Source organism: Kribbella sp. NPDC050241 (assembly GCF_044459685.1).
Lineage (GTDB): Bacteria > Actinomycetota > Actinomycetes > Propionibacteriales > Kribbellaceae > Kribbella.
In genome coordinates, this window is sequence record NZ_JBITJE010000013.1 from 1 (window position 1) to 23,779 (window position 23,779).

The window sequence follows — 23,779 nt, forward strand, 5'->3', positions numbered from 1 at the left end:
GTGAAGACGGCTATCTCCACCGCACTCCGGAGGTCTTCCCTACGTCAACCACCAACCCCAACGTCACCAACGTCTCGGCCGAGTACACCTAGAACTCCTCACCGGCCAACGCCCTACCCCCCTCTCACCCACCACCACACCCCCCGCCAACGCCGAATCACCTGCATCCGCCGGACCCCTTACACCCGCCGCACCACCCGCCAGCGCCGGGCCACACGCAGCCGCCGGACCACCCGCAGCCAGCGCCAAGCCGCTAGCAGCCGTCGCTGCACCACTCGCCGAGTTCATCCGGCGCTGCATGGCAACCGATCCGTCCGAACGCCCCGAGTCCGCCCACGCCGCCGCCCGCCTCCTCGCCGAATCCGGCCTCCTCCCACCCGCCGGGGAGACTCCGTGGGCCAACCACCCGGACTCCCCCGAGGTCTTCGACCAACTCCCACCCCTCCCATCCACCTGGACCCCCACCGGCCCAGCCCCGCAGTCCCCACCACCTCGCCCCGTCCTGCAACCGATCCAGGCACCGCAACCAACTCCTCGACCCCGGCCAGCTCCTTCACCTGAGCCGGCTCCTCCACCCCAGCCAACCCGCGCGTCCCAGCCCGCACAGGCAACTCGACCGGCACGCGGGGCGATCGCCGCCACAGCACCCACCGCCCAACCACCCGCCGCACCAGCCGCCGCGGCTCAGCCATCCGCTGCACCACACCCCGACTCCCAGCCGCCCCACGCAACTCAACCGACCCGCGTAGCAACCGCCGAGCCGCTGCCTACCGCGGAGAAGTCGAAGGCATCACGCAAGAGCAGAGGACTGGCGTGGGTAGCAGCGGGCTGCTTCGCGGGCGCCGCAGCCCTCCTAGGCAGCGCCGCCTGGCTCCTCCTGCACTAACCGCAAAACCCGCGGCCCAGTGCAGGAGCAGGCTCCGCGCATGTGCCGGCCGTACGGTGCGCCCACCTCGCCGGCCACTGCCCACCATGGTCCGATCGCCGACCCGGAGAGAAGCCGAGGGTGCTTCGGACGCGCAGAGCACCGGTGACCAGCAGTGCAGCGGCCCAACGGACCCGTCGGGCGGCGGTGGAATTCGTTGGGCTGCTGGACCGCTCGGTGCCCTCTGTTGGGCTGGTTGCTGGAGCCCGGGCCACCAGTCGCGGCCCGGGCTCTGCGCGTTTGCCTGAGTGCTTCGGCGGTCAGCGCACCTGCTCCTGCCCAGCTGGTGGTGGCCCGGGCTCTGCGTCTTTGGTGGTTAGTGGGGTGGGTGTTGGCCGCCTTGGCTGGGGTGCTGCGGCGGGGCCTGGTTTGGGTACTGCGGGGGCTGGTTGGGGTGTTGGGGCCAGGGTTGGGGGGCTGGGTGGGCGGTGGCGGGCTTCTTGCGTAGGCGTAGGACGGTGAAGGTGCCGATGATCAGGAGGAGGAGACCGCCTCCGCCGAGGCCTGCGATCAGGGCGGTGGGCGTGCCGTCGTCGGAGTTGTCGCGGGCCTGGACCGGACCGCCTGCCTCGTTCTTGTCGCCGGAGTCTGCCGGTTGGGAGGGCGTGTTGGTCGGGGACGGTATTACGGACTCGCCGGAGACCGGGGTTGCACCGTCTACGTACTCCGGTTTGCCGGTGCCCGCCATACCGACTACTCCGACTGTCAGGGTGAGGGGAATGGTGAAGGCCTTGTCGTTGTCTTTGCGGCTCAGCGATACGGCGATGTAGTACTCACCGGGCATCGAGGTACCGGTGTCCTGGTTGTTGGCTCCGTTGCGGTTGAGGTAGCGGATCTCTTTGGTTGTGACGGCCTTGACCAGGCCCCGCTTGGTGAGGACACCGCGGGTGTAGGAGCCGCCCGGCACGTTCTTGGCGAAGACTGCGTAGACGTCCTCGCCGATCGGCGAGATGAGCGCGGTGTCGAGGTAACGGATCCCGTCGAGCGCCTCGGCCTGGGCTCCGGCCATCTCGGGCACCGTGATCTGCGCCTGAATCCGCTGTCCCCAGTCGGCCTTCACCTTGTAGAGCTGCAGCTCCCCCGGCATCAGCGTCGTCTTGTAACTACCCGGCTCGAGCAGTGATGCATCCGGGAAGCTCGAACCGGGAACAATCTCGCGCGGGGTCGACCCGGGCATCGGAGCCCAGACCGGGTCGGTAGCCGGCGCCGGCAGGCTGGTGGTCGAGTCCACCGGCGGCTCCTCGTCGATCCGCAGCTCGTACGGCACGCCCTTGAGCTCCCGGAAGTCCTTGCCTGGATTCACGGTGAGCACCATCTGATCGGACCCCGAGCACTCCTCGTTCTGCTTCTCGTACTTCGACCAGCTTGCGGCCGTCCCCGTCGCAAGCCCCTGGTCGCCGTCGAACCCTCTCGGGTAGCTCCATCCGCACTGCTCACCGCTGGGCGTGTTGAGCCGCACCTCGGTCTGGATGACGAAGCTGCCGCCGGATGGCCGCCGGAAGCTGACACCGGCACGGAGGGTCGAGCCGGTGATGGTCCGCTTGATCAGGTAGTGCTTCGCCGTGTCGTCCACCCCGAAGGTGTCCGAGTAGTGGCCCGGGGCAAGGACCGGGGCACCCTCCTGCTGGGGCGCACCATGGACCGGCGTGCCTGAGATGCGGAACGGGCGGAAGGCGCGGGTGGACAGGCGATCCAGACCGGTCTCGAGATCGATGGTCGAGTCGGCGTCGTAGTAGTCGCCGCGGCCCTCACGGGCGACGCACTGCAGCTGGGTGCGGGCATTGCCGCCGACACGGAACCCGACCACGTCGATCTTCAGATCGATGCCCTGCTTGGCGATCGAGCGCGCCACCTCGCACGGCTCCGGAGCACAGGTCGCCTCACCGTCGGACACCAGCACGATCGTGCGCTGGCCGGTCGGACCGAGATCCTTCGCGGCTTGCTGCAGGGCGTACGCGATCGGCGTCTCGCCGTACGGCTTGTACTTGGCGATCGCGGCCTGCAGCTCGGGCCGGTTGCCGGTGCCGATCGGGACGGTCAGCTGGGTATCGGTGCAGGCGCCTGGCTGGGTGCGCTTGAACACGGTCGCGCCGTAGACCCGCAGGCCGACCTGCGCGTCCTCGGGGAGCTTGCTGACCACCTGGGTCAGCGCGGTGCGCGCCGCGACGATCTTCGTCTTGCCGTCGCCGGCCGGCTCCTTCATCGACCCGGACGAGTCGAGCACCATCACGAGCTTGCCGGTGTCACCCGGCTCGGGGTCGGCCGAGGCTGTCCCGGTGGTCAGTCCGGCCAGGACTGCGGTCAAGGTGATGGCGAGGAGCGCCCACACCGCGGGGCGGCGGTGTCCCTGCAGAGCCGTCATCGTTTCCTCCAGTGAGATTCGCTGCCGCAAACCTTGACAGTTTGCGATCGCAAATGTCAAGACGACGAGTTGCACGCCTGGATATCCACAACTGCAAACAGATGCGCTGGCAATTTGCCTTCGCAACTGCGAAGATGTTTGCAGTCGGTCACGGACGACGGCCGGGTAAGGGGATCACACTGATGGACCAGACAGCGCACAACCTCCAGCAGCAGATCGAGCTGTACGGCGAGACGCTCGGTGAAACCGTCCGCCGAGTCGCCCCGCCACTCGGCCTGACCCAGAGCGCGCTCGCGCAGGTGATCGGGCTGTCGGCGCCGATGTTGTCACAGCTGATGAGCGCGCAACGGGTGAAGATCGGCAATCCTGCGGTGGTGTCGCGCCTTCGCGCCGTGTCCGAGCTCGCCGATCTGGCCATTGCCAATGAGCTCGGTCCCCACGACATTCCCCACGCACTGGACCGGATCCGCGCCTCGACGGGCGCCTACACCGACGCCACCACCACACCACTGCGGCGATCACCCGGCCCCCCACCGGGGCAGACCACGAGCTCGACGCCACCCTTCGCGACACCCCCTGGGCTGGCCGCGGACGCGCCGACGGGACAGTCCTGGCCATCAGGAGTCGCCCCCACCGATGCGCCCACGAATGCGCCACCGAGCGCCCGGGCCGTTGTGCGGGAGATCCAGGATCTGTTCCGTGCGGTCGCGTCCGCCGAGGAGATCCAACGAGCCGCCGATGCGGCCGCGGCGGAGTCACCGGCGATCGCCGAGTTACTGCTCGCCTACGGGACCGGTCGGACCGCCGATGCGGTCGCGCACTATGAGAAACACCACGGTTGACCAGTCGGCATCGACGCCCGCGCACGCGAATCAGGCGTTGATATAGCACAAGCCGAGTAGACATCTCGGCCTGTCTCACTGGGTGTCGGTGTGGAATGCCGGGCACCCAGGCGATGTTCTGTTGCCGCGGCAGGGTGGTTTGCCCTGCATTCGTTGACGTTTGTGAGGAGACAGTCGTGCGCGCCATCAGCGCCCTTCACCGGATCGCCGCAGTAGCCACCGCCGTCACGCTGGCGGCCGCGATGGTTGCCTGCGGCAGCAATGACGACCCGGCCGCGAGCGGACCGGACCTCGGGCTGATCAAGTCCGGGACGTTGCGGATCGGGACGCTGACCGACGCGCCGCCGAACGTGTACGTGAAGGACGGCAAGTTCACCGGGTTCGACAACGACCTGATCACCGCGGTCGCGGCGAAGCTCAACCTGAAGCCGGAGTTCGTCGGCACCGACTTCTCCGCCCTGCTGTCGCAGGTGAACGGCGGCCAGTTCGACCTCGGCAGCTCGTCCATCACAGTGACCGAGGCGCGCAAGAAGACAGTTGCCTTCAGCAATGGGTACGACTTCGGGTATCTCGGCCTGAACACCACCAAGACCTCCGGCATCACGACGTTCGGCCAGCTCAAGGGCAAGCGGGTCGTCGTGGTCCAAGGCACCGTCCAGGACGACTACGCCACCGGGAAGAATCTGGACCCGGTCCGCGTGCCGAACTACAACGCCGCGCTCGGCCTGCTCAAGGCCGGTACGGCGGACGCGTGGGTGTCCCCCGCCGAGATCGGCGAGAAGATGGCCAAGGATCAGGGCGGCGGCACGGTGATCCTGGCGGCCAAGGAACTCAGTGACGCGCCGATGGCGTTCGCCGTGGCCAAGAGCAACGACAAGCTACGGGACGCGGTGAACAAGGCGCTCGACGAGGTGATCGCGGACGGAACCTGGACCAAGCTCGTCGATCAGTACTACCCGGGTCGCGCCGTACCGGCGACCTTCAAGCCGGGTAGCGGCAGCGTCACGCCCGCGGCGAGCACGACCGCCGCAGCCGGCTGATGGACGTCTGGTCCACGCTCGGCGACACCTTCCTCGACTGGGAGTCGATGAAGGCAGTCCTGCCTGAGATGCTCACAGTAGGCCTGGTCAACACACTCATCCTGGCGGCCGCCTCGGTCGTGCTGGGCACCGTGCTCGGCATGGTCGTGGCGGTCCTGGCCCTGTCCCGGAAGCGTTGGCTGCGCTGGCCGGCGAAGATCTACACCGACATCTTCCGCGGCCTGCCGGCGATCCTGACCATCCTGCTGATCGGCCAGGGCCTGTCCCCGGTCACCCGGCACTGGTGGGGCCCGAACCCATATCCGCTCGGCATCCTCGCGCTCTCCCTCATCGCCGCCGCGTACATCGGCGAGATCTTCCGCTCCGGCATCCAGAGCGTGGAGAAGGGCCAGCTCGAAGCGGCGCGGGCACTCGGTTTCAGCTACCCGGACGGGATGCGGCTGGTCGTCATCCCGCAGGGCGTGCGCCGGGTCCTCCCCGCGCTGGTCAATCAGTTCATCGCCCTGGTGAAGGAGTCGAGCCTGGTCTACTTCCTCGGTCTGCTCGCCAGCCAGCGGGAGCTGTTCCGGATCGGGCAGGACGCGGCCGCGACCAACGGCAACCAGTCGCCGTTGCTGCTGGCCGGCATCTTCTACCTGATCATCACGGTCCCGCTGACCCACTTGGTGAACTACTTCGACAAGCGTCTGCGAGAGGGCCGCCCAGCCGAGTCGGAGGACGTCGTACTGGAGGAGCTGGCCCATGCAAACCGTTGAGATCACCACAGCCGCCAGCCTCGAGGTCTCTGGCGTCGAGCTCGCCTTCGGCACCAACAAGGTCCTGCGCGGCGTAGATCTGCGGGTGCCGGCCGGGCGTACGGCATGCGTGATCGGGCCCTCGGGCTCCGGGAAGTCGACGTTGCTCCGAGCGATCAACCGGCTACTCGAACCCGACACCGGCGACATCCGGCTGGCCGGCGAGTCGGTGCTCAGCGGCAACCCGGACGAGTTGCGGCGCCGGATCGGGATGGTGTTCCAGCACTTCAACCTGTTCCCGCACAAGTCGGTGCTGGAGAACATCACCCTCCCGCTGCGCAAGATCAAGAAGCTCGACCCCGACCAGGCACGGGCCGCGGCGCTGGGACAACTCGAGCTCGTCGGACTGAGCCACAAAGCCGCGGCGCGACCGGGCAACCTGTCCGGCGGTCAGCAGCAGCGGGTCGCCATCGCCCGCGCGCTGGCGATGGAGCCCGAGGTCATGCTGTTCGATGAGGCCACCTCGGCCCTCGATCCGGAGCTGGTCAAGGGCGTGCTCGCCCTGATGGCCGATCTCGCCCAGACCGGGATGACGATGGTCGTCGTCACCCACGAGATGGGGTTCGCTCGGGAGGTCGCCGACCAGGTCGCGTTCATGGACCACGGAGTCGTGGTGGAGTCCGGCGTACCCGAGCAGGTCTTCACCGCGGCGGAGTCACCGCGGCTGCGGCAGTTCCTCTCGCAGGTGCTCTAGCGACAGGAAGCAACGCCGGCGCGTCCGCTATGCGTAGTTTGTTGACGCGGCAGCGGCGTGGATCCCGGCGCCGAGCGTGATCCCACGGATCGTGGACAGGTGAGGTAGTGAGGCCCGCCCGCCCACGTCCGGGAGGACGCATGGATGTTCGCTTGACGCGCACCGGCCATCGGCTCATCGGTCTGGCGATGATGATGGTGGTCAGTGCAGTGATCGGCACCGTCGTCGTCGCAGCCGCCCGCAACCCGAGCCAGCAACCACAGACCGCAGCGCCCTCGCCACCGTCCGCAGTGCCGGCGAAGGCGGCCCTCCCCACCAAGTACGTCGTACTGACGTTCGACGATGGACCAGACGCGGCGTACACCCCCAAGATCCTCGACATCCTGGCGAAGTACGAGGCGAAGGCGACGTTCTTCGAGATCGGCAAGAACGTCACGAAGCATCCGGAACTGTCCAAACGCATCCACGACGCCGGGCACAGCGTGCAGAATCACACCTGGACACACGCCGACTTGCGGCACCTGTCCGCCACCGCGTTCCGGCAGCAGGTCACGTCGACCGACCAGGCCATCCAGGCCGCGATCGGCAGTACGCCGGCCTGCCTGCGACCGCCGTACGGCGGGATGGACCCCACCGTGCGGCAACGAGCCAAGGCGCTCGGCAAGGCCCTCGTGGTGTGGACCGTCGACTCGCGGGACTGGACCAAGCCCGGTACGACGGCGATCGTCCAACGCGTGCTGAAGAACGTCCACAGCGGATCGGTGATCCTGATGCACGACGGAGGCGGCAACCGCACGCAGACCGTGGCCGCGCTCCCCACCATCCTGAAATCCCTCAAAGCCAAGGGCTACGGCTTCCGCACACTGACCTGCTAGGCCGTCAGCCAGGCCCTAGTCGAGCGAGGCGACCAGGGGGACGACGTCGGCGATGGATTCGGCGATGCGGGTCGGGCGGTAGGGGAAGCGCTCGACTTCGTGTTCGCCGGTGGAGCCGGACAGGACCAGGACGGTGCGGAGGCCGGCTTCGAGGCCGCTGATGATGTCGGTGTCCATCCGATCACCGATCATCACGGTGGTCTCGGAGTGCGCCTCGATCCGGTTCAGCGCGCTGCGCATCATCAGCGGATTGGGCTTGCCGACGAAGTACGGCGCGATTCCGGTGGCGCGGGTGATCAGCGCGGCCACCGACCCGGTCGCGGGCAGCGGCCCCTCGGTGGACGGCCCGGTCGGATCCGGGTTGGTCGCGATGAACCGGGCACCGGCGGAGATCAGCCGGATCGCCTTGGTGATCGCTTCGAAGGAGTACGTGCGCGTCTCACCCAGTACGACGTAGTCCGGCGCGCGCTCGGTCAGCACGTACCCGACCTCGTGCAGCGCCGTGGTCAGCCCCGCCTCGCCGATCACGTACGCCGTACCGCCCGGACGCTGGTCGTCGAGGAACTGGGCGGTGGCCAGCGCGCTGGTCCAGATCGCGGTCTCGGGGACGTCAATGCCTCCGGCAAGCAGGCGGGCGCGCAGGTCGCGGGGTGTGAAGATCGAGTTGTTGGTCAGCACCAGGAACTTCTTCCCGGACGCCTGCAACGACGCGATGAACTCACCGGCTCCAGGGATCGCGCGCTCCTCGTGCACCAGCACGCCGTCCATGTCCGTCAGCCAACTCTCCACCGGCTTGTGCTCGGTCATGGGGCAATCGTAGGTGCGACGATCCGTGCACCGCCGGAAGTTGTCGGTGGGTGGAGCAAGAATGCCGTTCATGGAGTTGTCCGGGTACCGCGAGCTGTGGCGCACGCGCGGCGTGATCACGTTGCTGGCGTCGTCGCTGCTGGCACGGTTGCCCATGCTCGCCACGTTGGTTCCGGTCGCATTCCTCGCGAAGGACGCGGGCGGCTCGTTCCGCTGGGCCGGATTCGTGGCAGGTGCGTACTCGGTGGGCATGGCGATCGCCGGTCCACTCTGGTCCCGGACGGCCGATCGCCGCGGGTCACGTGGGGTGTTGCTCACTACCGGCATGGCCTGGAGCGTGGCGCTCGCCCTGCTCGCCGCCCTGCCGTCCGGGTTGTATCGGCTGATGCCGCTGCTGACTCTGCTCGCTGGTGCGCTCGTCCCACCGGTCATGCAGACGCTGCGTGCCAGCTGGCCGCGCGTCGTCGAGGGACCGGCGCTGCGAACGGCGTACTCGGTGGACGCGACCGCGCAGGAGCTGCTGTTCATGGTGGGTCCGATGCTCGGGGCAACGGCTGTGAGCGTCGCCAGCCCGCGGCTCGGGGTGCTGCTCGCGGCCTTGATGTCGGCGATCTTCATCTGGTGGTACGCGCTCCGACAACCCGCGCCGCTCGCCCGCGACGACCAGAGCGCGCCGCCGTTGACCGCTCGCCAACTGCTGTGGCATCGATGCCGGTTGCCGCTGATCCTCGCGTTCGGTCTGTGGGTGATGGCCTTCAACGGCATCTCCCTCGGCATCGTCGCGTTCGCGGACGAGCACGGCGAGCGGTTGATCGCGGGCGTCCTGGAGGCCGTCTGGGCTTTCGGCAGCCTCGTGGGTGGCGCTGTCGCGGGTGCCTTGCCAGGCCGACGTACGTCGTACTTGTGGCGCCGGGCTGCCCTGGTCGCGGCGGGGATGCTGCTGTGCGTGTTCGCGACCTGGTCACCGCTGTCGCTCGGGGTGGCACTGGCGTTGTCCGGGCTGACGCTCGCGCCGGCGATCGGAGCCTTGTACGAGCGTCTGGGCGCACTGACACCGGACACCGTGCGGACCGAGGTGTTCGGCTGGATGGGCAGCGCGGCCATGGGCGGCGCTGCGATCGGGGCGGCGCTGTCGGGCGCGGTCGTCGAGAGTTTCGGGGTGCGCTACGTCTGGCTGCTCGCCGCCGTCTTCGCTGCGATCTCCTGGGTGCTGTTGCTCCGCATTCCGCCGCAGCACCAGCCCGAGCCGGCTCTAGCGACCGGTGGCCTGCTGGGCGAGACCGCGTAGCTGCTCGACCATCGCGTTCGGGTCGTCGGCGGCGTAGACAGCGGATCCGGCGACGAAGACGTCGGCTCCGGCCTCGGCGCAACGCTCGATCGTGTCGGCCGAGACGCCACCGTCGATCTCGATCCACAGGTCGAGACCGTGCTTGTCGAGCAACTGGCGGGTCCGGCGGATCTTCGGGACGCACACGTCGAGGAACTTCTGCCCGCCGAAGCCCGGCTCGACCGTCATGATCAGGATCATGTCGAGCTCGGACAGCAGGTCCTCGTACGGCTCGATCGGCGTGGCCGGCCGGAGCGCCATCGCGGCCCGCGCACCTTTGGCGCGGATCTCGCGGGCGGTCCGGATCGGTGCGCGACACGCTTCGACGTGGAAGGTGACGCTGGCAGCCCCCGCCTCGACGTACCCGGGGGCCCAGCGGTCCGGGTCCTCGATCATCAGGTGGCAGTCGAGCGGCGTACTGGTCGCCTTGGCCAGGGACTCGACCACCGGCATGCCGATCGTCAGGTTCGGCACGAAGTGGTTGTCCATCACGTCGACGTGCAGCCAGTCGGCGTTCGACACGGCCGTCGCCTCGTCGGCCAGCCGGGCGAAGTCGGCGGACAGGATGCTCGGCGCGATCTGAATCCCCATGGCGTCAATCTACCGACGTGCCTCGACCCATTCGACGACCCGGTCCACCGATTCGACCGCCTCGACGCCGGCGGGGAGTGCCGGCCGACGGATGACGACGACCGGGATGCCGAGCAGTTGGGCCGCGGTCAGCTTTGCCGCGGTCTGCGGCCCGCCGCTGTCCTTGGTGACCAGGACGTCGATGCGGTGGTCGCGCAGCAACGTCAGCTCTCCGTCCACGTCGTACGGGCCGCGGGCGAGGATCAGCGTGCACCAGGTCGGTCGTGGCTCCGGCGGGTCGACACAGCGGGCGAGCATCCAGACACCGCTGTGCTCGAAGGCGTCCAGTCCCTGACGGCCGATGGTGAGGAACGCCCGAGCACCCAGCGTCGGCAAGAGCTCGGCTGCGGCGAGCGTGGTGTCGGCCCAATGCCAACGGTCGCCAGGCGTCCACCCGGGACGGCGAAGAACGAGAAGCGGTACGCCGACCTCCCGGGCAGCGCTGACGGCGTGCTCGGTCATCGTGGCGGCGAACGGGTGGGTCGCGTCGACCACGGCGTCGACCGGATTGTCGTGGAGCCATCTCGCCAGACCCGCCGCGCCGCCGAAGCCGCCTTGGCGGACAGCACCAACAGGCAACCGGGCTTCGGCGGTCCGGCCGGCCAACGAAGAGACCACGTCGACCCCAGCGGACACCAGGGTCTGCGCGAGTTCACGTGCCTCGCCGGTGCCGCCGAGCAGCAGAACCTTCATCGGGTCCGCGTCGCCGAGTACAGGTGGCTGTCGCGGAACGCCGTCGCCGCCAGTACCTTCCCGACGATGATGACCGCAGTACGACGGATGTCCGCGGCGCGCACCTGGTCCGCGATGTCGGCGAGCGTGCCGCGCAGGACGACCTCGTCGTCGCGGGACGCGCGGGCCACTACGGCGACCGGGCAGTCGGCGCCGTAGCTGGGTTCGAGTTCGTCGACCACGCGATCGATCTGCTGGACGGCCAGGTGCAGCACGAGCGTGGATCGGCTCGCACCGAGGGTGGCCAGATCCTCTCCCGGCGGCATCGCGGAAGCCCGGCCGCCGATGCGCGTCAGGATGACGGTCTGCCCGACCTCCGGCACGGTCAACTCACGACCGAGGGTGGCCGCGGCCGCCGCATAGGCAGGAACTCCGGGCGTCACGTCGTACGGGATGTCGAGGGCGTCGAGGCGGCGCATCTGCTCGGCCATCGCGCTGAAGACGGACGGGTCGCCGGAGTGCAGCCGGGCGACGTCGAGTCCGCTGGCGTGGGCGGCGCTGAGTTCGGCGATGATCTCGTCGAGGTTGAGCGAGGCCGTGTCGACCTTGCGGGCGCCGGGCGGGCAGTGGTCGAGGAGCTCGACCGGAACGAGCGCACCGGCGTACAGGCAGACCGGCGACGAGGCGATCAGGTCGCGGCCGCGGACCGTGATCAGGTCGGCGGCGCCCGGACCGGCCCCAATGAAATGCACGGTCACTCGGTCACGCTCCAGACGGTCACTTGGTCACGCTCCAGATCGTCACGGGCATGGCGGGCCGCCAGCCGGTCATGGTTCCGATCGCCGAGGCGCGTTGTACGTCGAGCCGGACCAGGTCACCACCGAGCTCGCCGTACCACTGCGCGATCAGGGCCTCGGTCTCCAGCGTCACGCCGTTCAGCACGAGGCGGCCACCAGGCCGGAGCGCATTCCAGCAGGCGCCGATCAGGCCCGGTGCCGTCGCTCCCCCGCCGATGAAGATCGCGTCCGGCGTCTCCAACCCATCCAGGGCCGCGGGCGCGGGGCCGACCACTGTGGTGACAAGCGCGCCGAGGTTCGCAACGTTGCGATCGAGGCGTTTGGCCCGCTCGGGATCGCGTTCGATCGCGATCGCCCGGCAGGCCGGGTGGTGGCGCGACCACTCGATCGCGATGCTTCCCGCACCGCCGCCCACATCCCATAGCAACTGACCTGGCACCGGTGCGAGCCGCGACAACGTCACCGCCCGCACCTCGCGCTTCGTCAACTGTCCGTCGCTCTCGTACGCCTCATCCGGCAGCCCGGGCACCGTCGGCAGCAGCGCCACGTCAGCACCGGCCTGGCACAGCACACCGATCACGTTGAGCGCGTCAACGTCGTACGACCACTCCGAGGCGGTCGCAGTCCGCACCCGCTCCGACGGTCCTCCGAGCTGCTCGAGCACGGTCAGCTCGCTCGCGCCATAGCCTCGCTCGGCAAGCAGTGCGGCGACCTCAGCCGGCGTGTGAGCACCCCAGCTCAGCACCAGCAGCCGACGCCCCGGCTGGACGTGCGGGTGCACGCGTTCAGTCGGGTGCCCGACCAGACTGACCACCTGTACCTGGTCCTGCGGCCACCCGAGCCGTGCACACGCCAGCGACACACTCGACGGATGCGGAATCACTCGTACGGCGTCCGCCCCCAGCAGCCGCGTCAGCGTCGTACCGATGCCGTGGAACGTCGGGTCACCGCTAGCCAGCACACAGATCTGCCGGCCGGCGTACTGCGACAGCAGCCCGGGCAACGCCTCGGACAACGGTGACGGCCACTTGACCCGTTCTGCCTCGACAGTCGGCACGAGAGCCAGTTGCCGGGCGCTCCCCATCAGTACCTCGGCCGCCAGCACGGCCGACTGAGCCGCCGGGGACAACCCGTCCCACCCGTCGGCGCCGACACCTACGACGGTGACCTCAGCCGGCATTGCCCAGCACCTTCGTCACGGTGATCTCGATGACCACGCGGCGTGGGTTCACCCGCGGTTCGCGGTACCGCTTCGCATAGCGGCGTACGGCGTCCTCCACCCGGTCCGGGTCGTCACTGACGACCGCCCGGCCCTCGAGCGTGGACCAATGGCGTCCATCCACCTGGGTCACCGCGACCGCGGCTCCCTCAGGGCCTGCCTTCCGGATGATCCGGGCCTTGTGCGACGTACCGGAGCAGATCACTCGGGCCGTCCCCGTCTCCGGGTCCAGCGTCGCGCCCACCGGTGTCGCATGCACCGTGCCGTCCGCACGGACGGTACTCAGCACGCACAGGTGCCGCTCCGTCCAGAACCCGATCAGTCCCTCAGTCCATCGCACCCCGCGATCGTAGACAGCAGGCGCCGCGAGGTCAGTGATCAGGGGCTCACCGTCAACGCCTTCGGGATGAACAGAGCCTCCCCGGACGTCGACGCGACCATCAGATCCCACGCCCCGGGTGCGGCCTTCGTCAGATCGCCGGTCACCGTCGCCGCGGTGTGGTCCGCCGACACCGACGTCACCACCCCGGCCATCGGAAGCCGAAACCTTGCAGTGAACCGCACGACGTCCGTCGACTCGAGCAACTCACCGTGCACCGTCAGCGTCGCCGTCGTCCCTGCGCCGCCACCGCCGGCGTGATGCCGCTGAGCCCGAAGACAGCGACCGGAGGCTCGCCGGCCACCGGCACAGCCTCGACCGGTCCGGCCGCGCAGGCGGGAACGAGTGGAAACAGGATCGCGAGCAGAACGACGCAGAGGCCGCGAACCACCCGTTCGGGCGTGCGCAACCACCATGCGAGCACACTCATCGACCCGTTCCTCCCCAGAATGCCCACCCCGAGCGGGCGGAGAGCTTAACAGGGAGATGTCCGGATAGGGAGAACGGTTGCAGCTGGCTGCAGCTCTGACGCTGCCGCTTGACAGGCCGGCCCGCCCGGTGAGGCACCGGGCGGGCCGGAGGCGCTGGACCCCTCAGACCAGCGCAGTCATTCGGACGGTCAGCCCACGTCCCGGCGGCGGAAGGTGGCGATCCCTGCCCCCATGAGCGCTGCTGCGATCGCGGTCAGCCAGATGACCGGAGCGACGGAGAAGTCGCCGCCCGGCAGCCGCGGAGTGTGCCCGTAGGGGCTGAGGTTCATCACCGACTGGGGCAGGTCGAAGATGCTGCCGAACTGCCCGATCAGCAGGAACATGCCGAACAGCACCCACGCACCGGTGACCAGCTTCGGAGCGAACCCGAACAGTACGACGACCAGTCCGGTGACGAGCCAGATCGCAGGCAACTGCACGGCGGCCGCAGCGAGCATGCGGGGCAGCTGACGGCCCATGTTGCCCAGCGAAGCACCACTGGAGATGCCGGACCCGAGTCCTGCGACCAGGATCAGCAGAGCGATACCGAACAGCGCCATCAGCACGTGGCTGCCGACCCACTGAGTGCGGCTGACACCAGTCGCGAGCAACGGCTCGGCCCGGAGCGCGGTCTCCTCCGACCGGAGCCGGAGGGCCGCCTGGATGCCGAACGCCGAGGCGAGCAGACCGACCATCCCCATCTCGGTCGCCAGGAACGCGTCGGTGATGCCGTTGACGCCGCCGAGCTTCTCGACCATTTCCCGGGCACTGTCGCTGGTCACGAACCCGTCCACGTTGCTGGCGATGTTGCCCACCAGCAGCCCGAGCAGCAGGAACGCGAAACCCCAGCCGTACAAGGAACCCCGGTGCAGTCGCCAGGCCAGCGCCAGCGGCGACCGCAGCGATGGCGCAGCGGTGGCCGGACCCGGACGCGGCCGCACCAGGCCCGCACCGACATCGCGGCGCCGGATCAGCGCCATCGCGCCGGCCACCAGCACAGCCATGAACGCCAACGGAACCAGAACGACGACGAAGCGGTCGCCCGCGTACGCACGGATCTGCTGCGACCAGCCGATCGGCGACAACCACGACACCCACTCGGACTTGCCGTCGCTGGACGAGTCGCCGATCGCCCGCAGTACGTACGAGACACCCAGGACGATCCCGGTGAACCCGTTGGCGGTCCGGGCCCCCTCGGTCAGCTGCGCGGTCAGCGCACCCACACCGGCGAAGGACAGACCGGCCGACGCCCACAGCAGCCCGAAGGCCAACGAACCGGACGCCGGCAGGCCGACGCCGATCAACGCCAGCGCGGACAGCATGCCGATCAGTACGACGGTCCCCGACGACACGATCAGCGCCGCGGCCAGAGCGGCGTACCGTCCGACGACTCCGGCGCTGAGCAGCTCGAGCCGGCCGGCCTCCTCCTCGGTCCGGGTGTGCCGGACCACCAGCATCGCAGCGAGCAGCGCCACCAGTACGGCACCGAACGCGGTCAGCTTGAACAGCGAGAGCTCCCCGAGCGAGGTCTCGTCGAAGATCCGGCCGTACAGCGAGACCAGGGCGGGCGAGGCGTTCGACGTCCGCGCCGCCTCGATCCGGGACTGGACGTCCGGGTAGAGGTCGATGGAAGCCTGTGCGGACCCGGCCGCCGTGATCACGAACACCACGATCCACACCGGGATCAGGACCCGGTCCCGGCGCAGCGCGAGGCGCACCAGGGTGCCGGTACCGACGAAGTCGCTCATCGCAAGGCCGCCTCGGGCTCGGCCGCGACGTCGTCCTCGTAGTGTCGCAGGAACAGCTCCTCCAGCGTCGGCGGCTGCGCGACCAGGCTCTTGATCCCGCTCGCAGACAGCTGCCGCATCACCGCGTCGAGCTGTGCGGTGTCCACCTCGCAGCGGACCCGGTTGCCCTCGACATTGAGGTCGTGAACGCCGGGCAGCTGGGCCAGGCCGTTCACTGCCCCGGCGAGTTCGGCCTGGATCGACGTACGGGTCAGGTGCCGCAGCTCGGACAGCGTGCCGGTCTCGACGACCTTGCCGCGGCGGATGATGCTGATCCGGTCACACAGGGCCTCGACCTCGGAGAGGATGTGGCTCGACAGCAGCACGGTGCGGTCGTGCTGGCGCTCCTCCTCGATGCACTGCCGGAACACCTCCTCCATCAGCGGGTCCAGGCCGGACGTCGGCTCGTCCAGGATCAGCAACTCGACGTCCGACGCAAGCGCCGCGACCAGTGCGACCTTCTGCCGGTTGCCCTTGGAGTAGGTACGGCCCTTCTTGGTCGGGTCGAGGTCGAACCGGCGCAGCAGGTCGTCCCGCTTCTTGGAGTCCAGCCCGCCGCGGAGCCGGCCGAGCAGGTCGATCACCTCGCCGCCGGTCAGGTTCGGCCACAGATTGACGTCACCGGGGACGTAGGCCAGCCGCCGGTGCAGCTTCGCCGCGTCGTGCCACGGGTCGCCCCCGAGCAGCGAGACGTCACCCTCGTCACCGCGCAGCAGACCGAGCAGCACCCGGATGGTCGTGGACTTCCCCGCGCCGTTCGGTCCGAGGAATCCGTGCACCTCACCGGTCGCGACGTCCAGGTCGAGACCGTCGAGGGCGTGCGTACTGCCGTACGACTTGTGCAGTCCTGAGACCACGATGGCTGATGTCATGATTCATAACGTACACTTCATTCAGAAGATTGTGAATCTTACTAACGCGTCTCTCACGCGTCAGGTTTTTGGGTCACGTAGAGGGGATGATGGGGCGGTGAGTGCACAACGAGACGACGAAGCCGTCAGGCGGTACGCCGAACAGTTCGGCAACCTGCTGGCCGACACGGGCTGGCCGCGGATGGCAGCCCGGGTCTTCGCCGCCATCCTGTCCAGCGAGGAGGGCCGCTTGACGGCGGCCGAGCTGTCCGACCAACTGCAGGCCAGTCCGGCCGCGGTGTCCGGCGCGGTCAACTACTTGCTCCAGCTCCGCCTGGCCAACCGTGAGCGTGAGCCCGGCAGCAGACGCGACGTCTACGTGGTCCAGGACGACTTCTGGTACCAGAGCATGATGAGCCAGGACCAGGCGCTGGCCCGCTGGTCCGACTCGCTCCACCACGTCCTCGACGCCGCCGGCGAAGGCACCGCGGCCCACCGCCGCGTGCGCGCCTCCCTGGCCTTCATCGATTTCATCGAGGAAGAAGTCAAAGGCCTCAGCGAACGCTGGTTCAAACGCAAAGCCGAGATCGACGCCGACCTGGACGCCCAATACGGCCCCCGCGACCCCTGACCCCACCCACCCCCACCCACCGTCCCCCCGCCCCCCGCCGTCCCGCCGCCGTCCCCGCCGTACCCGAGCCGGGTGCTTGAACCGGAAGTCGGGGGCTTCCACACGCTATTTCCTGTTCAAGGCCACGGGGTGGTGTGCAGGGTCCCCGGACATGGCTGTCCACAAGTGCGGATCTGTGCGCGGCGGACGGGTGATTCGACGGCATGTTGCCGGTATGAACCCCAAGTTGAGTGTGCTGACCGCCGCCCGCCGCGGCTGGTTCACCCGGACGGACGCGATGGACGCCGGCTACTCCGACAGCGAGCTCCGGCGACGCCTCCGCGCCGGACACTGGACCCGCCTGTCCCGTGACGCGTACGCCGAACCTGCCGCCTGGCCAACCGGCGAGGCCCCGTGGGACAGGGCGAGGCGACTGCACCTGTTGAGGACGCGGGCCGTGGTCGAGCGGATGGGCGGCGCAGCGGTGGTCAGCCATCAGTCCGCGGCCGTGTTGCATGGGCTTCCGAGCTGGGGTCTGGATCTGACCAAGGTCCACGTGACCAAGCCGAGCGGGCGCCAACGGTCGGAGGCCATCGCGGAAGTTCACCGTTCACGATTCGAACCGGGCGAGATCACCATGGTCGACGGCTTCCAGGTTGTCACGGCTGCCCGCGCGATCACCGAAACCGCCTGCGTCTCGTCGTACGAGGTGGGAGTTGTGCTGGGGGATGCGGCTCTTCATCAGCAGCTCGTGACAGCGGAGGCACTGGTGACGATCGCGAACCGGCACAAGTACTGGAGTGGTGCGCCGGCGGCGCGGGCGGCTGCTCGGTTCGCCGACGGGCTGAGCGAGTCGGTCGGGGAGTCGCGACTGCGGGTCCTGATGGCGAACCACGGTCTGCCGGTGCCAAGGCTTCAAGCGGAGATTCACGATGCGACCGGGCGACTGGTCGGCCGAGTCGACTTTCTGGTGGGTGGTCGGCTGATCGTCGAGTTCGATGGCGCGGAGAAGTACGGCGAGACGGCCGATGCAGTACTCGCGGAGAAATGGCGTGAGGACCGGCTCCGCGCCTGCGGCTACGGCGTCGTGCGGACGAGCTGGGCCGACCTGGATCAGCCGAAAGCTACCGCCGATCGCATCCGCTGGGCCCTCGGCCACCTGCCCGGCTTAGGGCCCGCGGACAGGATCCGGTGGCCTTGAACAGGAAACTCCCTGTTCAAGGCCACCGGTTCGTGTGTTCGCCAACGGCTACCGCGCTGTGCCAACGCTCGTTGGAGCGCGCCGCCGCTACCGGAGGGTGGTGGTGGCTACTGTGTCGAGCGCTCGTTGGAGGAGGGGGTTGACGGTGTGGCGGGACTTCGAGTTGGGCAGGTGTACGGCGTTGCCGTCGACCGGGCCGTTGACCGGGTAGACCGATAGTTCGGCCGGTAGCGGGCTGGTGCCGCAGACCTGGTCCTTGCCGGGCAGTTCGCCGCTGAAAACGAATCTGTCACCGATCGCCTCCGCGCACGCTGACGCGGAACCGACGTACTGACCGTGCTGGCCCTCGTCGTCGATGGCGACGAAGCGCGTCACCTTCGAGGTGTCCTTGTGGGTGCGCAGCGCACCTTCGTACGCCGTCGCCGGGTCGACCTCACCCTGGATCATCAGGATCCGTGGCGAACCGGTCAGGTCGAGCTTGCGGTCCTGCGGCTTGTATGGCCAGAAGGCGCAGAACGGTACGCCGTTCATGTAGCCGAAGAAGGTGTACTTCTCCGCCATCCGGTCGGCCTCGCGCAGGTAGAAGTTCGGGTCCTTGTTCCACGCGGTGTCGTTGCAGCGGACCGTCGTACCGATCGGGCCGAGGTTGACGGTGGCGTCGCCGGAGGACTTGGCCGCGGCCGCTCGGGCGTCGGCCAGGATCGACCGGGTCGAGTCGACCGGCACGGCCGAGTCGGTGCCCGCCGCGGCCGGCGTCACGCCGTACCGGGCCCGGATCGCGGCGAGGCTGTCGAACGCCTGCAGCTCCGGGGAGAGCCGGGCCCACGCCTTGTCCACGTGCCGCAGCTCGATCTCGCCCGACGCCGACGGGTCCTTGACGTACTCGTCGTGCACCAGGATGTCGACCGTCGCCCGGATGAACCGGACGTTGCCGTAGATGGTGCTGTAGATCGTCCCGTCGAGGTTGTCGCCGCGGACGTTGCTGGTGCCGGCCTTGACCAGCTTCACCAGGTCGGCGCGGACCTGGTTGTACTTCGCCGTCACCTGTTTCGGTGTGGACCCGAGTCCCTGGATCTGGTCGGCGTGCCGGGCGATCCACGGGAAGAACTGGGTGTCGCGCCGGCGCTGGCCGGAGAACGGGTCGAAGTTCACGTTGTCCCACTGGGTGTGGGTCCAGTCCATGTTCGAGTCGATCACGAACCGGCCGACCCGTGACGGGTAGGTGTCGGCGTACCAGCCGCCGAGCCAGGTGCCGTAGCTGTAGCCGATGAGGTTCAGCTGGCGTGCGTTGAACAGCGCCCGCAGGAACTCCATGTCGTACACGGTCTGCTGGCTGCTGACGAACTGACCGAACTCCGTCGACGAGCACGCCTCGGCGTACAGCTTCGCCTCGGCCACCTCGGTCTTGTGGGTCTGCCGGGTGCGCTCCTTGTAGTCGGGCGTGGTCGGCAGCGCGTTCAGCTTGTCGGTCGTGGTCAGGCACTGCAGCGGCGTGCTCTGGCCGAAGCCGCGCGGGTCGAAGCCGAGCAGGTCGAAGTCAGTGAACAGCTGGGTCTTGTCGATGGCCAGCGAGGCCGACAGCGTCAGCCCGGCGCCACCCGGTCCCCCGGGGTTGGTGGTCATCAGGCCCTTCGACGTACCGGTGGCCTGGCTGTAGGCGATGGCGACCTGGACGTCGGGGTGCGCGTCCGGGTGGGCCCAGTCCATCGGAACCGTCACCTTGGCGCAGTTGGTGGTGGGTGCCTGCGGGTACAACGCCTTCACCGCGGCGTCGAACGAGCACACCGACCACTGGATCTGCTGGTCGAGGTACTTCTGCGGGATGGATGGGACCGGCGGATCCACCGGACCCCTGGCCGGGCGGGCTGCCGAGGCCGAGCTGATGGCCAGCTGGGGCACGACCAGTGCCACAGCGAGGGCCAGAGCGATCTTGTGGAATCTGATCACGCTGCAACTCCTGTTGTCCGGGCGGGTTCAGGAGACAGCAACGTATGCCGGACCAGGCGGTTCTGAATACCCGTCAACGCAAGGTCAAGGGCATTCCCTAGCACTGAACACTAGAGCTCGTACACAGTGAAGATCGTGCAGTACATCGGTGGTGACTCCAGTCCGGGGTAGTACAGACGCCCTGCGTCGTCGGTGATCTTGAAGTGCGCCGTTGACGCGCCGACCTGGGACGGGGCCTGCAACCGCATCGTCACCGTCACGGTCTCGCCCGGTACGGCGTCCGGCAGCCGCTCGCGCTGCGGCGATCGCAGCCAGCCCGGCGCCCCGGCGGAACCCTGTCTGGTCAGCCAGCGATCGCGCCACGACCGCTCTCCGCTGTTCCGGATCTCCCAAGCCTTCTCGAACCCCTGGTCCCGGCACACTCGCGTCCCGTCCGGCACCGTCTCACCCACCAGCTCGGCCCGGTCCTCCGGATGGTGGTCGACCGGCACCGATCCGCCCAGCAGCACCGGCTGGACATGCCGCCGGATGTCCCGCTGGGACATATCGCGGCCGGCCCGAACCGCGGCGTCCAGCTCCACCAGCTGGTTCACCAGGGCCTGGCCGGCACCGAACGAGGCGTCGTACCACTCGATCAGCTCGCGGCTGGGTTTGGTGTGGCCGCGCTCGACCCGGGACAGGTGGCCCTTGTCCCAGCCGGACAGTACGGCGGCCCGCGACAGCGGAACGCCTGCGGCCTCCCGGAGCTCGCGCATCCGGCAGCCGATCACAAAGCGAGCCTGGGCTGGCCTCACACCGCACTCCCCGGTCGATCGTTGCCCACTGCGACAACACCGTAACCCTCTGATTCTCTGTAAATCAGTGTCAGTTCGCCACTCTCCGAGCGAAAAGGACCACCGCCCATGCGTACCGCCCTTCTGCGCATCACCGCCCGCCTCGCCGCCACTGCCCTGCTCGGCGGAGCGGCCGTCTTCAGCGTCGGCGTCCTGCCGGCCAGCGCCGCCACCGGCACCGTCGTCACCGACAGCGGCCTCGGCGTGACCATCCGGTCCGGCAACGCCGTCAGCTTCGGCTCGGTCGGCACCCAGCCGAACGGCTCCGTCGAGATCGACTGCCAGCTCTACGGCGAGCCGGTGACCGGCAAGTTCGGCCGCAGCCTGATCTGGGACCACGTGCCCGGCAAGGGCTACATCTCCGACGCGTACGTGAACACCGGCAGCTCCGGGCTCGTCGCCCCGCTGTGCACCAGCAACCCGCGCGCGGACAAGGCGATCGCCTGGTACGTCGCCCACAGCGGCTCGACCGCCTACCAGGGGTACTGCGAGCTGGCGGCCGAGACGTCCTACGGCAAGTCCGGCATCTGGGCCTCAGCCAAGGCAGACTGGAACGACGCCGTCGCCCGCGGCGTCGCGCACCGCGGCGACCTGAACCCGCCGAAGGGCGCGCTGGTCTTCTGGGACATCGGCGCACCGTACGGCCACGTCGGGGTGGCCCGCGGCGACGGCTACTTCTGGGCCAGCAGCGTCAACAGCAAGATCGGCCTGGCGAAGCTGCCGTACTTCTCCAGCTACCTCGGCTGGGCCTGGCCGAACTTCTGACCCTTCTCACCCGAGCACCCGGACGCGCGCCCGCCCCTCACGCGTCCGGGTGCTCCTCCATGCGCCGGACCCAGTCCGAGACCAGCGCTTGGTACAGCCCGTTCCGCCGGACCGGCAGGTCGTGATCCTCCTGGTCGAGTACGGCGTACGTCGCGCGCGGGTAGTCCTCGACGACGGACCACGCATCGGCGTACCCGGTCATCGTGTCCTGGCGGCCGGTGATGATCAGGGTGGGCCGCTCGAACCGGGCCACCGGGTCCTCGCGCAGCGCGTACCTGCTGACGTCGCTCTGGATGTGACCCAGGAACTCCAGGTCGGCCTGCTGCTCGGCGGGGTCGTAGTACCGGTCCTGCTTGTCCTGCCAAGCGGCGACGAAGTCCTCCGAACGGAGCAGGAACTGATCGGTCGGCAGCGTGCGCTTGGTCCGGTCGACCACGATGCCGGGGACGCGCAGCAGCAATCCGAGGATGCGGGCCGGATCCCGCTTGACGAGGCCGCGGGCGTGCAGACCGCCGGCCGACGTACCGGCCAGGGCGAACCTCTCACCGCCGACCAGGTCCTCGATCGTGGCCGCGATGGCGTCGAGCATGCCGTCCTGGTCGGTGATCGACGGGACCGACGGCGTCTTGCCGGTGCCGGGCGGGTCGACGTAGATCCGTCGCCATCCCGGGTGCTCCTCGAACACCGGCTCGTGCACGTCACGGCCCTCGCCGTTGGCGCCACCCCAGCCGGGCAGGAACACGATCGGGCGGCCCACGCCGAAGGACTCGTAGTACATGCAACCGACCCTAGTCGGGCAGCCGAAGGTCAGCGAGGCTTTCTGTTGCCGGCAGAATCCGGTGGGCGTTCGCCGGAGCCGCGCTGGATCAGGGCGCAGGGCAGCACGATCCGCTGGGGTGGCCGTCGGTCCGCGCCCGAGGCCCGGTCGAGCAGCAGGCGGGCCGCGCTCCGGCCGAGTTCAGCGATGTCGGAGGCAACGACTGTCACCGGGGTCGGCAGCATGTCCGCCAGCCGGAAGTCGTCGAAGCCGACCACCGCCGGCTCCCGGCCGAGTTCGCGCAGGGCCCGCAGTACGCCCTCGGTGAGGAAGTTGGTCGAGGCAAAGATCGCGGTCGGCGGATCGGCGCGGAGCATCACCTCGCGGGTCGCCTTCTCGGCGGCCTCGGCGTTGCCCTCGGGCAACTGGATGACGAGGGACTCGTCGACGTCGGCCTCAACCTCGCGGTGCGCCCGCCGGTACCCCCGCAGCCGCCGGCCGGTGGTGTAGTACGACGGCGCGAGCAGGATCGCGATCCGCCGATGCCCCTGCGCCAGCAGGTGTGCGGCGGCGAGCCGGCCGCCACCCTCGTTGTCGACCATCACGATGTCGGCGTCGAGGCCGGTGGCCGGCCGGTCGACGAACACCACCGGTACGCCGGCGCCGGCCAGGAACGAGTGGTCGCCCTGGTCCGGCACGATCATCAGCCCGGCGACCTGACGGCTGACCAGCTCCTGGATCGCCCGCTTCTCCCCCTCCGGATCCTCGTCGACGCTGCCCAGTACGACAGCGAAGCCGGACTGCCCGGCGACCTCCAGCGACGCCTTCGCGATACTCGCGAAGAACGGGTTGGTCAGGTCGCCCAGCACCAGCGCAAGACTCGACGACTTCTTCCCCGGCCGGAGCGCCCGGGCGACCTCGTTGCGCTGGAAGCCGAGCTCGTCGATCGCCTTCCGGACCCGGTGCGCGGTCTCGTCCCGCACCCCGTGCCCGCCGTTGACCACCCGGGACACAGTGCCCAGCCCGACCCCCGCCCGGCGGGCGACGTCGATCATCGTCGGCCGGCTGGCCTCTGGCGGTGGAAACGTTTCGGGCACGGTGTTGACTTCCTGTTCACGACACGGCATCGTCACCCAACAGTAAGTCCTTGGAAACGTTACCGTCCAGGAGTCCGAATGAGTCCTTCCGCGAGCTC

Annotated in this window: 24 protein-coding genes; 9 read left to right on the forward strand and 15 right to left on the reverse strand. The window is 68.9% G+C overall.

The annotated features are described in order from the left end of the window. Positions 1-1,241 precede the first annotated feature (1,241 nt). Positions 1,242-3,287, reverse strand: coding sequence for a VWA domain-containing protein (locus tag ACIBG5_RS37400; protein ID WP_396396483.1), 2,046 nt, complete (start codon positions 3,285-3,287; stop codon positions 1,242-1,244). A 182-nt stretch (positions 3,288-3,469) separates the two neighbouring features. Here ACIBG5_RS37400 and ACIBG5_RS37405 point away from each other — a divergent pair, with 182 nt between their 5' ends. From ACIBG5_RS37405 to ACIBG5_RS37425, 5 genes are all read left to right on the forward strand, one after another. Beyond that, positions 3,470-4,129, forward strand: a complete 660-nt coding sequence (locus tag ACIBG5_RS37405) for a helix-turn-helix domain-containing protein (RefSeq protein WP_396396484.1) — start codon at positions 3,470-3,472, stop codon at positions 4,127-4,129. Positions 4,130-4,305: 176 nt separating this feature from the next. Further along, entirely contained in the window at positions 4,306-5,169 is an 864-nt protein-coding gene (locus ACIBG5_RS37410) for a substrate-binding periplasmic protein (protein WP_396396485.1), read from the forward strand. Continuing rightward, positions 5,169-5,924 (forward strand): amino acid ABC transporter permease, encoded by a 756-nt coding sequence (locus ACIBG5_RS37415; protein ID WP_396396487.1) that lies wholly within the window; start codon positions 5,169-5,171, stop codon positions 5,922-5,924. The genes ACIBG5_RS37410 and ACIBG5_RS37415 overlap by 1 nt, the downstream gene beginning before the upstream one ends. After that, positions 5,911-6,657 (forward strand): amino acid ABC transporter ATP-binding protein, encoded by a 747-nt coding sequence (locus ACIBG5_RS37420; RefSeq protein ID WP_396396489.1) that lies wholly within the window; start codon positions 5,911-5,913, stop codon positions 6,655-6,657. Before ACIBG5_RS37415 ends, ACIBG5_RS37420 begins: the two co-directional genes overlap by 14 nt. 140 nt (positions 6,658-6,797) lie before the next feature. Next, positions 6,798-7,532: a polysaccharide deacetylase family protein gene (locus ACIBG5_RS37425; RefSeq protein WP_396396490.1), complete on the forward strand. Its 735-nt coding sequence runs from the start codon at positions 6,798-6,800 to the stop codon at positions 7,530-7,532. Between the two features lie 15 nt (positions 7,533-7,547). Here the strand turns inward: ACIBG5_RS37425 and ACIBG5_RS37430 are convergent, their stop codons facing one another. Then, complete coding sequence (locus ACIBG5_RS37430; protein WP_396396492.1) at positions 7,548-8,339, reverse strand: HAD-IIA family hydrolase; 792 nt, start codon at positions 8,337-8,339, stop codon at positions 7,548-7,550. A gap of 61 nt (positions 8,340-8,400) precedes the next feature. On the opposite strand from ACIBG5_RS37430, the gene ACIBG5_RS37435 reads away from it, so the two are divergent. Continuing rightward, the gene (locus ACIBG5_RS37435) at positions 8,401-9,627 is read left to right on the forward strand and encodes an MFS transporter (RefSeq protein ID WP_396396493.1); all 1,227 of its coding nucleotides are present in this window, start codon (positions 8,401-8,403) and stop codon (positions 9,625-9,627) included. Here ACIBG5_RS37435 and rpe read toward each other — a convergent pair. From rpe to ACIBG5_RS37480, 9 genes are all read right to left on the reverse strand, one after another. Further along, entirely contained in the window at positions 9,592-10,257 is a 666-nt protein-coding gene (gene rpe / locus ACIBG5_RS37440; protein ID WP_396396495.1) for a ribulose-phosphate 3-epimerase, read from the reverse strand. The genes ACIBG5_RS37435 and rpe overlap by 36 nt on opposite strands. Positions 10,258-10,266: 9 nt before the next feature. Next, entirely contained in the window at positions 10,267-10,989 is a 723-nt protein-coding gene (locus ACIBG5_RS37445; RefSeq protein ID WP_396396496.1) for a cobalt-precorrin-6A reductase, read from the reverse strand. Beyond that, positions 10,986-11,726 carry a precorrin-4 C(11)-methyltransferase gene (cobM, locus tag ACIBG5_RS37450; protein ID WP_396396498.1) on the reverse strand — a complete coding sequence of 247 codons (741 nt, stop codon included), beginning with the start codon at positions 11,724-11,726 and terminating at the stop codon, positions 10,986-10,988. The genes ACIBG5_RS37445 and cobM overlap by 4 nt, the downstream gene beginning before the upstream one ends. 19 nt (positions 11,727-11,745) lie before the next feature. Beyond that, a complete protein-coding gene (gene cbiE / locus ACIBG5_RS37455) occupies positions 11,746-12,945 on the reverse strand; it encodes a precorrin-6y C5,15-methyltransferase (decarboxylating) subunit CbiE (RefSeq protein ID WP_396396500.1) in 1,200 nt (399 codons plus the stop codon). Next, the gene (locus tag ACIBG5_RS37460; protein ID WP_396396502.1) at positions 12,935-13,324 is read right to left on the reverse strand and encodes a pyridoxamine 5'-phosphate oxidase family protein; all 390 of its coding nucleotides are present in this window, start codon (positions 13,322-13,324) and stop codon (positions 12,935-12,937) included. Before ACIBG5_RS37460 ends, cbiE begins: the two co-directional genes overlap by 11 nt. Positions 13,325-13,362: 38 nt before the next feature. After that, positions 13,363-13,518: a hypothetical protein gene (locus ACIBG5_RS37465; protein ID WP_396396503.1), complete on the reverse strand. Its 156-nt coding sequence runs from the start codon at positions 13,516-13,518 to the stop codon at positions 13,363-13,365. Between the two features lie 65 nt (positions 13,519-13,583). Beyond that, on the reverse strand, positions 13,584-13,793 hold the full coding sequence (locus tag ACIBG5_RS37470; protein WP_396396505.1) for a hypothetical protein: 210 nt from the start codon (positions 13,791-13,793) through the stop codon (positions 13,584-13,586). 189 nt (positions 13,794-13,982) lie between these two features. Continuing rightward, positions 13,983-15,581: an ABC transporter permease gene (locus ACIBG5_RS37475; RefSeq protein WP_396396507.1), complete on the reverse strand. Its 1,599-nt coding sequence runs from the start codon at positions 15,579-15,581 to the stop codon at positions 13,983-13,985. Then, the gene (locus ACIBG5_RS37480; protein ID WP_396396509.1) at positions 15,578-16,492 is read right to left on the reverse strand and encodes an ATP-binding cassette domain-containing protein; all 915 of its coding nucleotides are present in this window, start codon (positions 16,490-16,492) and stop codon (positions 15,578-15,580) included. Before ACIBG5_RS37480 ends, ACIBG5_RS37475 begins: the two co-directional genes overlap by 4 nt. Positions 16,493-16,589: 97 nt before the next feature. Here ACIBG5_RS37480 and ACIBG5_RS37485 point away from each other — a divergent pair, with 97 nt between their 5' ends. Further along, positions 16,590-17,102, forward strand: a complete 513-nt coding sequence (locus ACIBG5_RS37485) for a GbsR/MarR family transcriptional regulator (RefSeq protein WP_396396511.1) — start codon at positions 16,590-16,592, stop codon at positions 17,100-17,102. Positions 17,103-17,316: 214 nt separating this feature from the next. Continuing rightward, positions 17,317-18,282 carry a type IV toxin-antitoxin system AbiEi family antitoxin domain-containing protein gene (locus ACIBG5_RS37490; protein ID WP_396396512.1) on the forward strand — a complete coding sequence of 322 codons (966 nt, stop codon included), beginning with the start codon at positions 17,317-17,319 and terminating at the stop codon, positions 18,280-18,282. Between the two features lie 87 nt (positions 18,283-18,369). Here ACIBG5_RS37490 and ACIBG5_RS37495 read toward each other — a convergent pair whose 3' ends face one another. Both ACIBG5_RS37495 and ACIBG5_RS37500 read right to left on the reverse strand, forming a co-directional pair. After that, the gene (locus ACIBG5_RS37495; RefSeq protein ID WP_396396514.1) at positions 18,370-20,229 is read right to left on the reverse strand and encodes an alpha/beta fold hydrolase; all 1,860 of its coding nucleotides are present in this window, start codon (positions 20,227-20,229) and stop codon (positions 18,370-18,372) included. Between the two features lie 110 nt (positions 20,230-20,339). Continuing rightward, positions 20,340-21,023 carry an NBR1-Ig-like domain-containing protein gene (locus tag ACIBG5_RS37500; protein ID WP_396396515.1) on the reverse strand — a complete coding sequence of 228 codons (684 nt, stop codon included), beginning with the start codon at positions 21,021-21,023 and terminating at the stop codon, positions 20,340-20,342. A 108-nt stretch (positions 21,024-21,131) separates the two neighbouring features. Between ACIBG5_RS37500 and ACIBG5_RS37505 the strand changes: the two genes are divergently transcribed. Beyond that, positions 21,132-21,827, forward strand: coding sequence for a CHAP domain-containing protein (locus ACIBG5_RS37505; protein ID WP_396396516.1), 696 nt, complete (start codon positions 21,132-21,134; stop codon positions 21,825-21,827). Between the two features lie 37 nt (positions 21,828-21,864). Here ACIBG5_RS37505 and ACIBG5_RS37510 read toward each other — a convergent pair whose 3' ends face one another. Next, positions 21,865-22,605, reverse strand: coding sequence for an alpha/beta fold hydrolase (locus ACIBG5_RS37510; RefSeq protein ID WP_396396518.1), 741 nt, complete (start codon positions 22,603-22,605; stop codon positions 21,865-21,867). A gap of 29 nt (positions 22,606-22,634) precedes the next feature. Continuing rightward, positions 22,635-23,681 carry a LacI family DNA-binding transcriptional regulator gene (locus ACIBG5_RS37515; protein WP_396396520.1) on the reverse strand — a complete coding sequence of 349 codons (1,047 nt, stop codon included), beginning with the start codon at positions 23,679-23,681 and terminating at the stop codon, positions 22,635-22,637. Positions 23,682-23,779 lie beyond the last annotated feature (98 nt).

What these genes read in the sequence shown, in the direction of transcription:
- ACIBG5_RS37465 (WP_396396503.1), bottom strand. Translation starts at nt 13,518, where the DNA reads ATGGCCGGGGTGGTGACGTCGGTGTCGGCGGACCACACCGCGGCGACG.
- cbiE (WP_396396500.1), bottom strand. Translation starts at nt 12,945, where the DNA reads ATGCCGGCTGAGGTCACCGTCGTAGGTGTCGGCGCCGACGGGTGGGAC.
- rpe (WP_396396495.1), bottom strand. Translation starts at nt 10,257, where the DNA reads ATGGGGATTCAGATCGCGCCGAGCATCCTGTCCGCCGACTTCGCCCGG.
- ACIBG5_RS37505 (WP_396396516.1), top strand. Translation starts at nt 21,132, where the DNA reads ATGCGTACCGCCCTTCTGCGCATCACCGCCCGCCTCGCCGCCACTGCC.
- ACIBG5_RS37435 (WP_396396493.1), top strand. Translation starts at nt 8,401, where the DNA reads ATGCCGTTCATGGAGTTGTCCGGGTACCGCGAGCTGTGGCGCACGCGC.
- ACIBG5_RS37400 (WP_396396483.1), bottom strand. Translation starts at nt 3,287, where the DNA reads ATGACGGCTCTGCAGGGACACCGCCGCCCCGCGGTGTGGGCGCTCCTC.
- ACIBG5_RS37420 (WP_396396489.1), top strand. Translation starts at nt 5,911, where the DNA reads ATGCAAACCGTTGAGATCACCACAGCCGCCAGCCTCGAGGTCTCTGGC.
- ACIBG5_RS37490 (WP_396396512.1), top strand. Translation starts at nt 17,317, where the DNA reads ATGAACCCCAAGTTGAGTGTGCTGACCGCCGCCCGCCGCGGCTGGTTC.
- ACIBG5_RS37445 (WP_396396496.1), bottom strand. Translation starts at nt 10,989, where the DNA reads ATGAAGGTTCTGCTGCTCGGCGGCACCGGCGAGGCACGTGAACTCGCG.
- ACIBG5_RS37510 (WP_396396518.1), bottom strand. Translation starts at nt 22,605, where the DNA reads ATGTACTACGAGTCCTTCGGCGTGGGCCGCCCGATCGTGTTCCTGCCC.
- ACIBG5_RS37470 (WP_396396505.1), bottom strand. Translation starts at nt 13,793, where the DNA reads ATGAGTGTGCTCGCATGGTGGTTGCGCACGCCCGAACGGGTGGTTCGC.
- ACIBG5_RS37430 (WP_396396492.1), bottom strand. Translation starts at nt 8,339, where the DNA reads ATGACCGAGCACAAGCCGGTGGAGAGTTGGCTGACGGACATGGACGGC.
- ACIBG5_RS37405 (WP_396396484.1), top strand. Translation starts at nt 3,470, where the DNA reads ATGGACCAGACAGCGCACAACCTCCAGCAGCAGATCGAGCTGTACGGC.
- ACIBG5_RS37475 (WP_396396507.1), bottom strand. Translation starts at nt 15,581, where the DNA reads ATGAGCGACTTCGTCGGTACCGGCACCCTGGTGCGCCTCGCGCTGCGC.
- ACIBG5_RS37480 (WP_396396509.1), bottom strand. Translation starts at nt 16,492, where the DNA reads ATGACATCAGCCATCGTGGTCTCAGGACTGCACAAGTCGTACGGCAGT.
- ACIBG5_RS37425 (WP_396396490.1), top strand. Translation starts at nt 6,798, where the DNA reads ATGGATGTTCGCTTGACGCGCACCGGCCATCGGCTCATCGGTCTGGCG.
- ACIBG5_RS37415 (WP_396396487.1), top strand. Translation starts at nt 5,169, where the DNA reads ATGGACGTCTGGTCCACGCTCGGCGACACCTTCCTCGACTGGGAGTCG.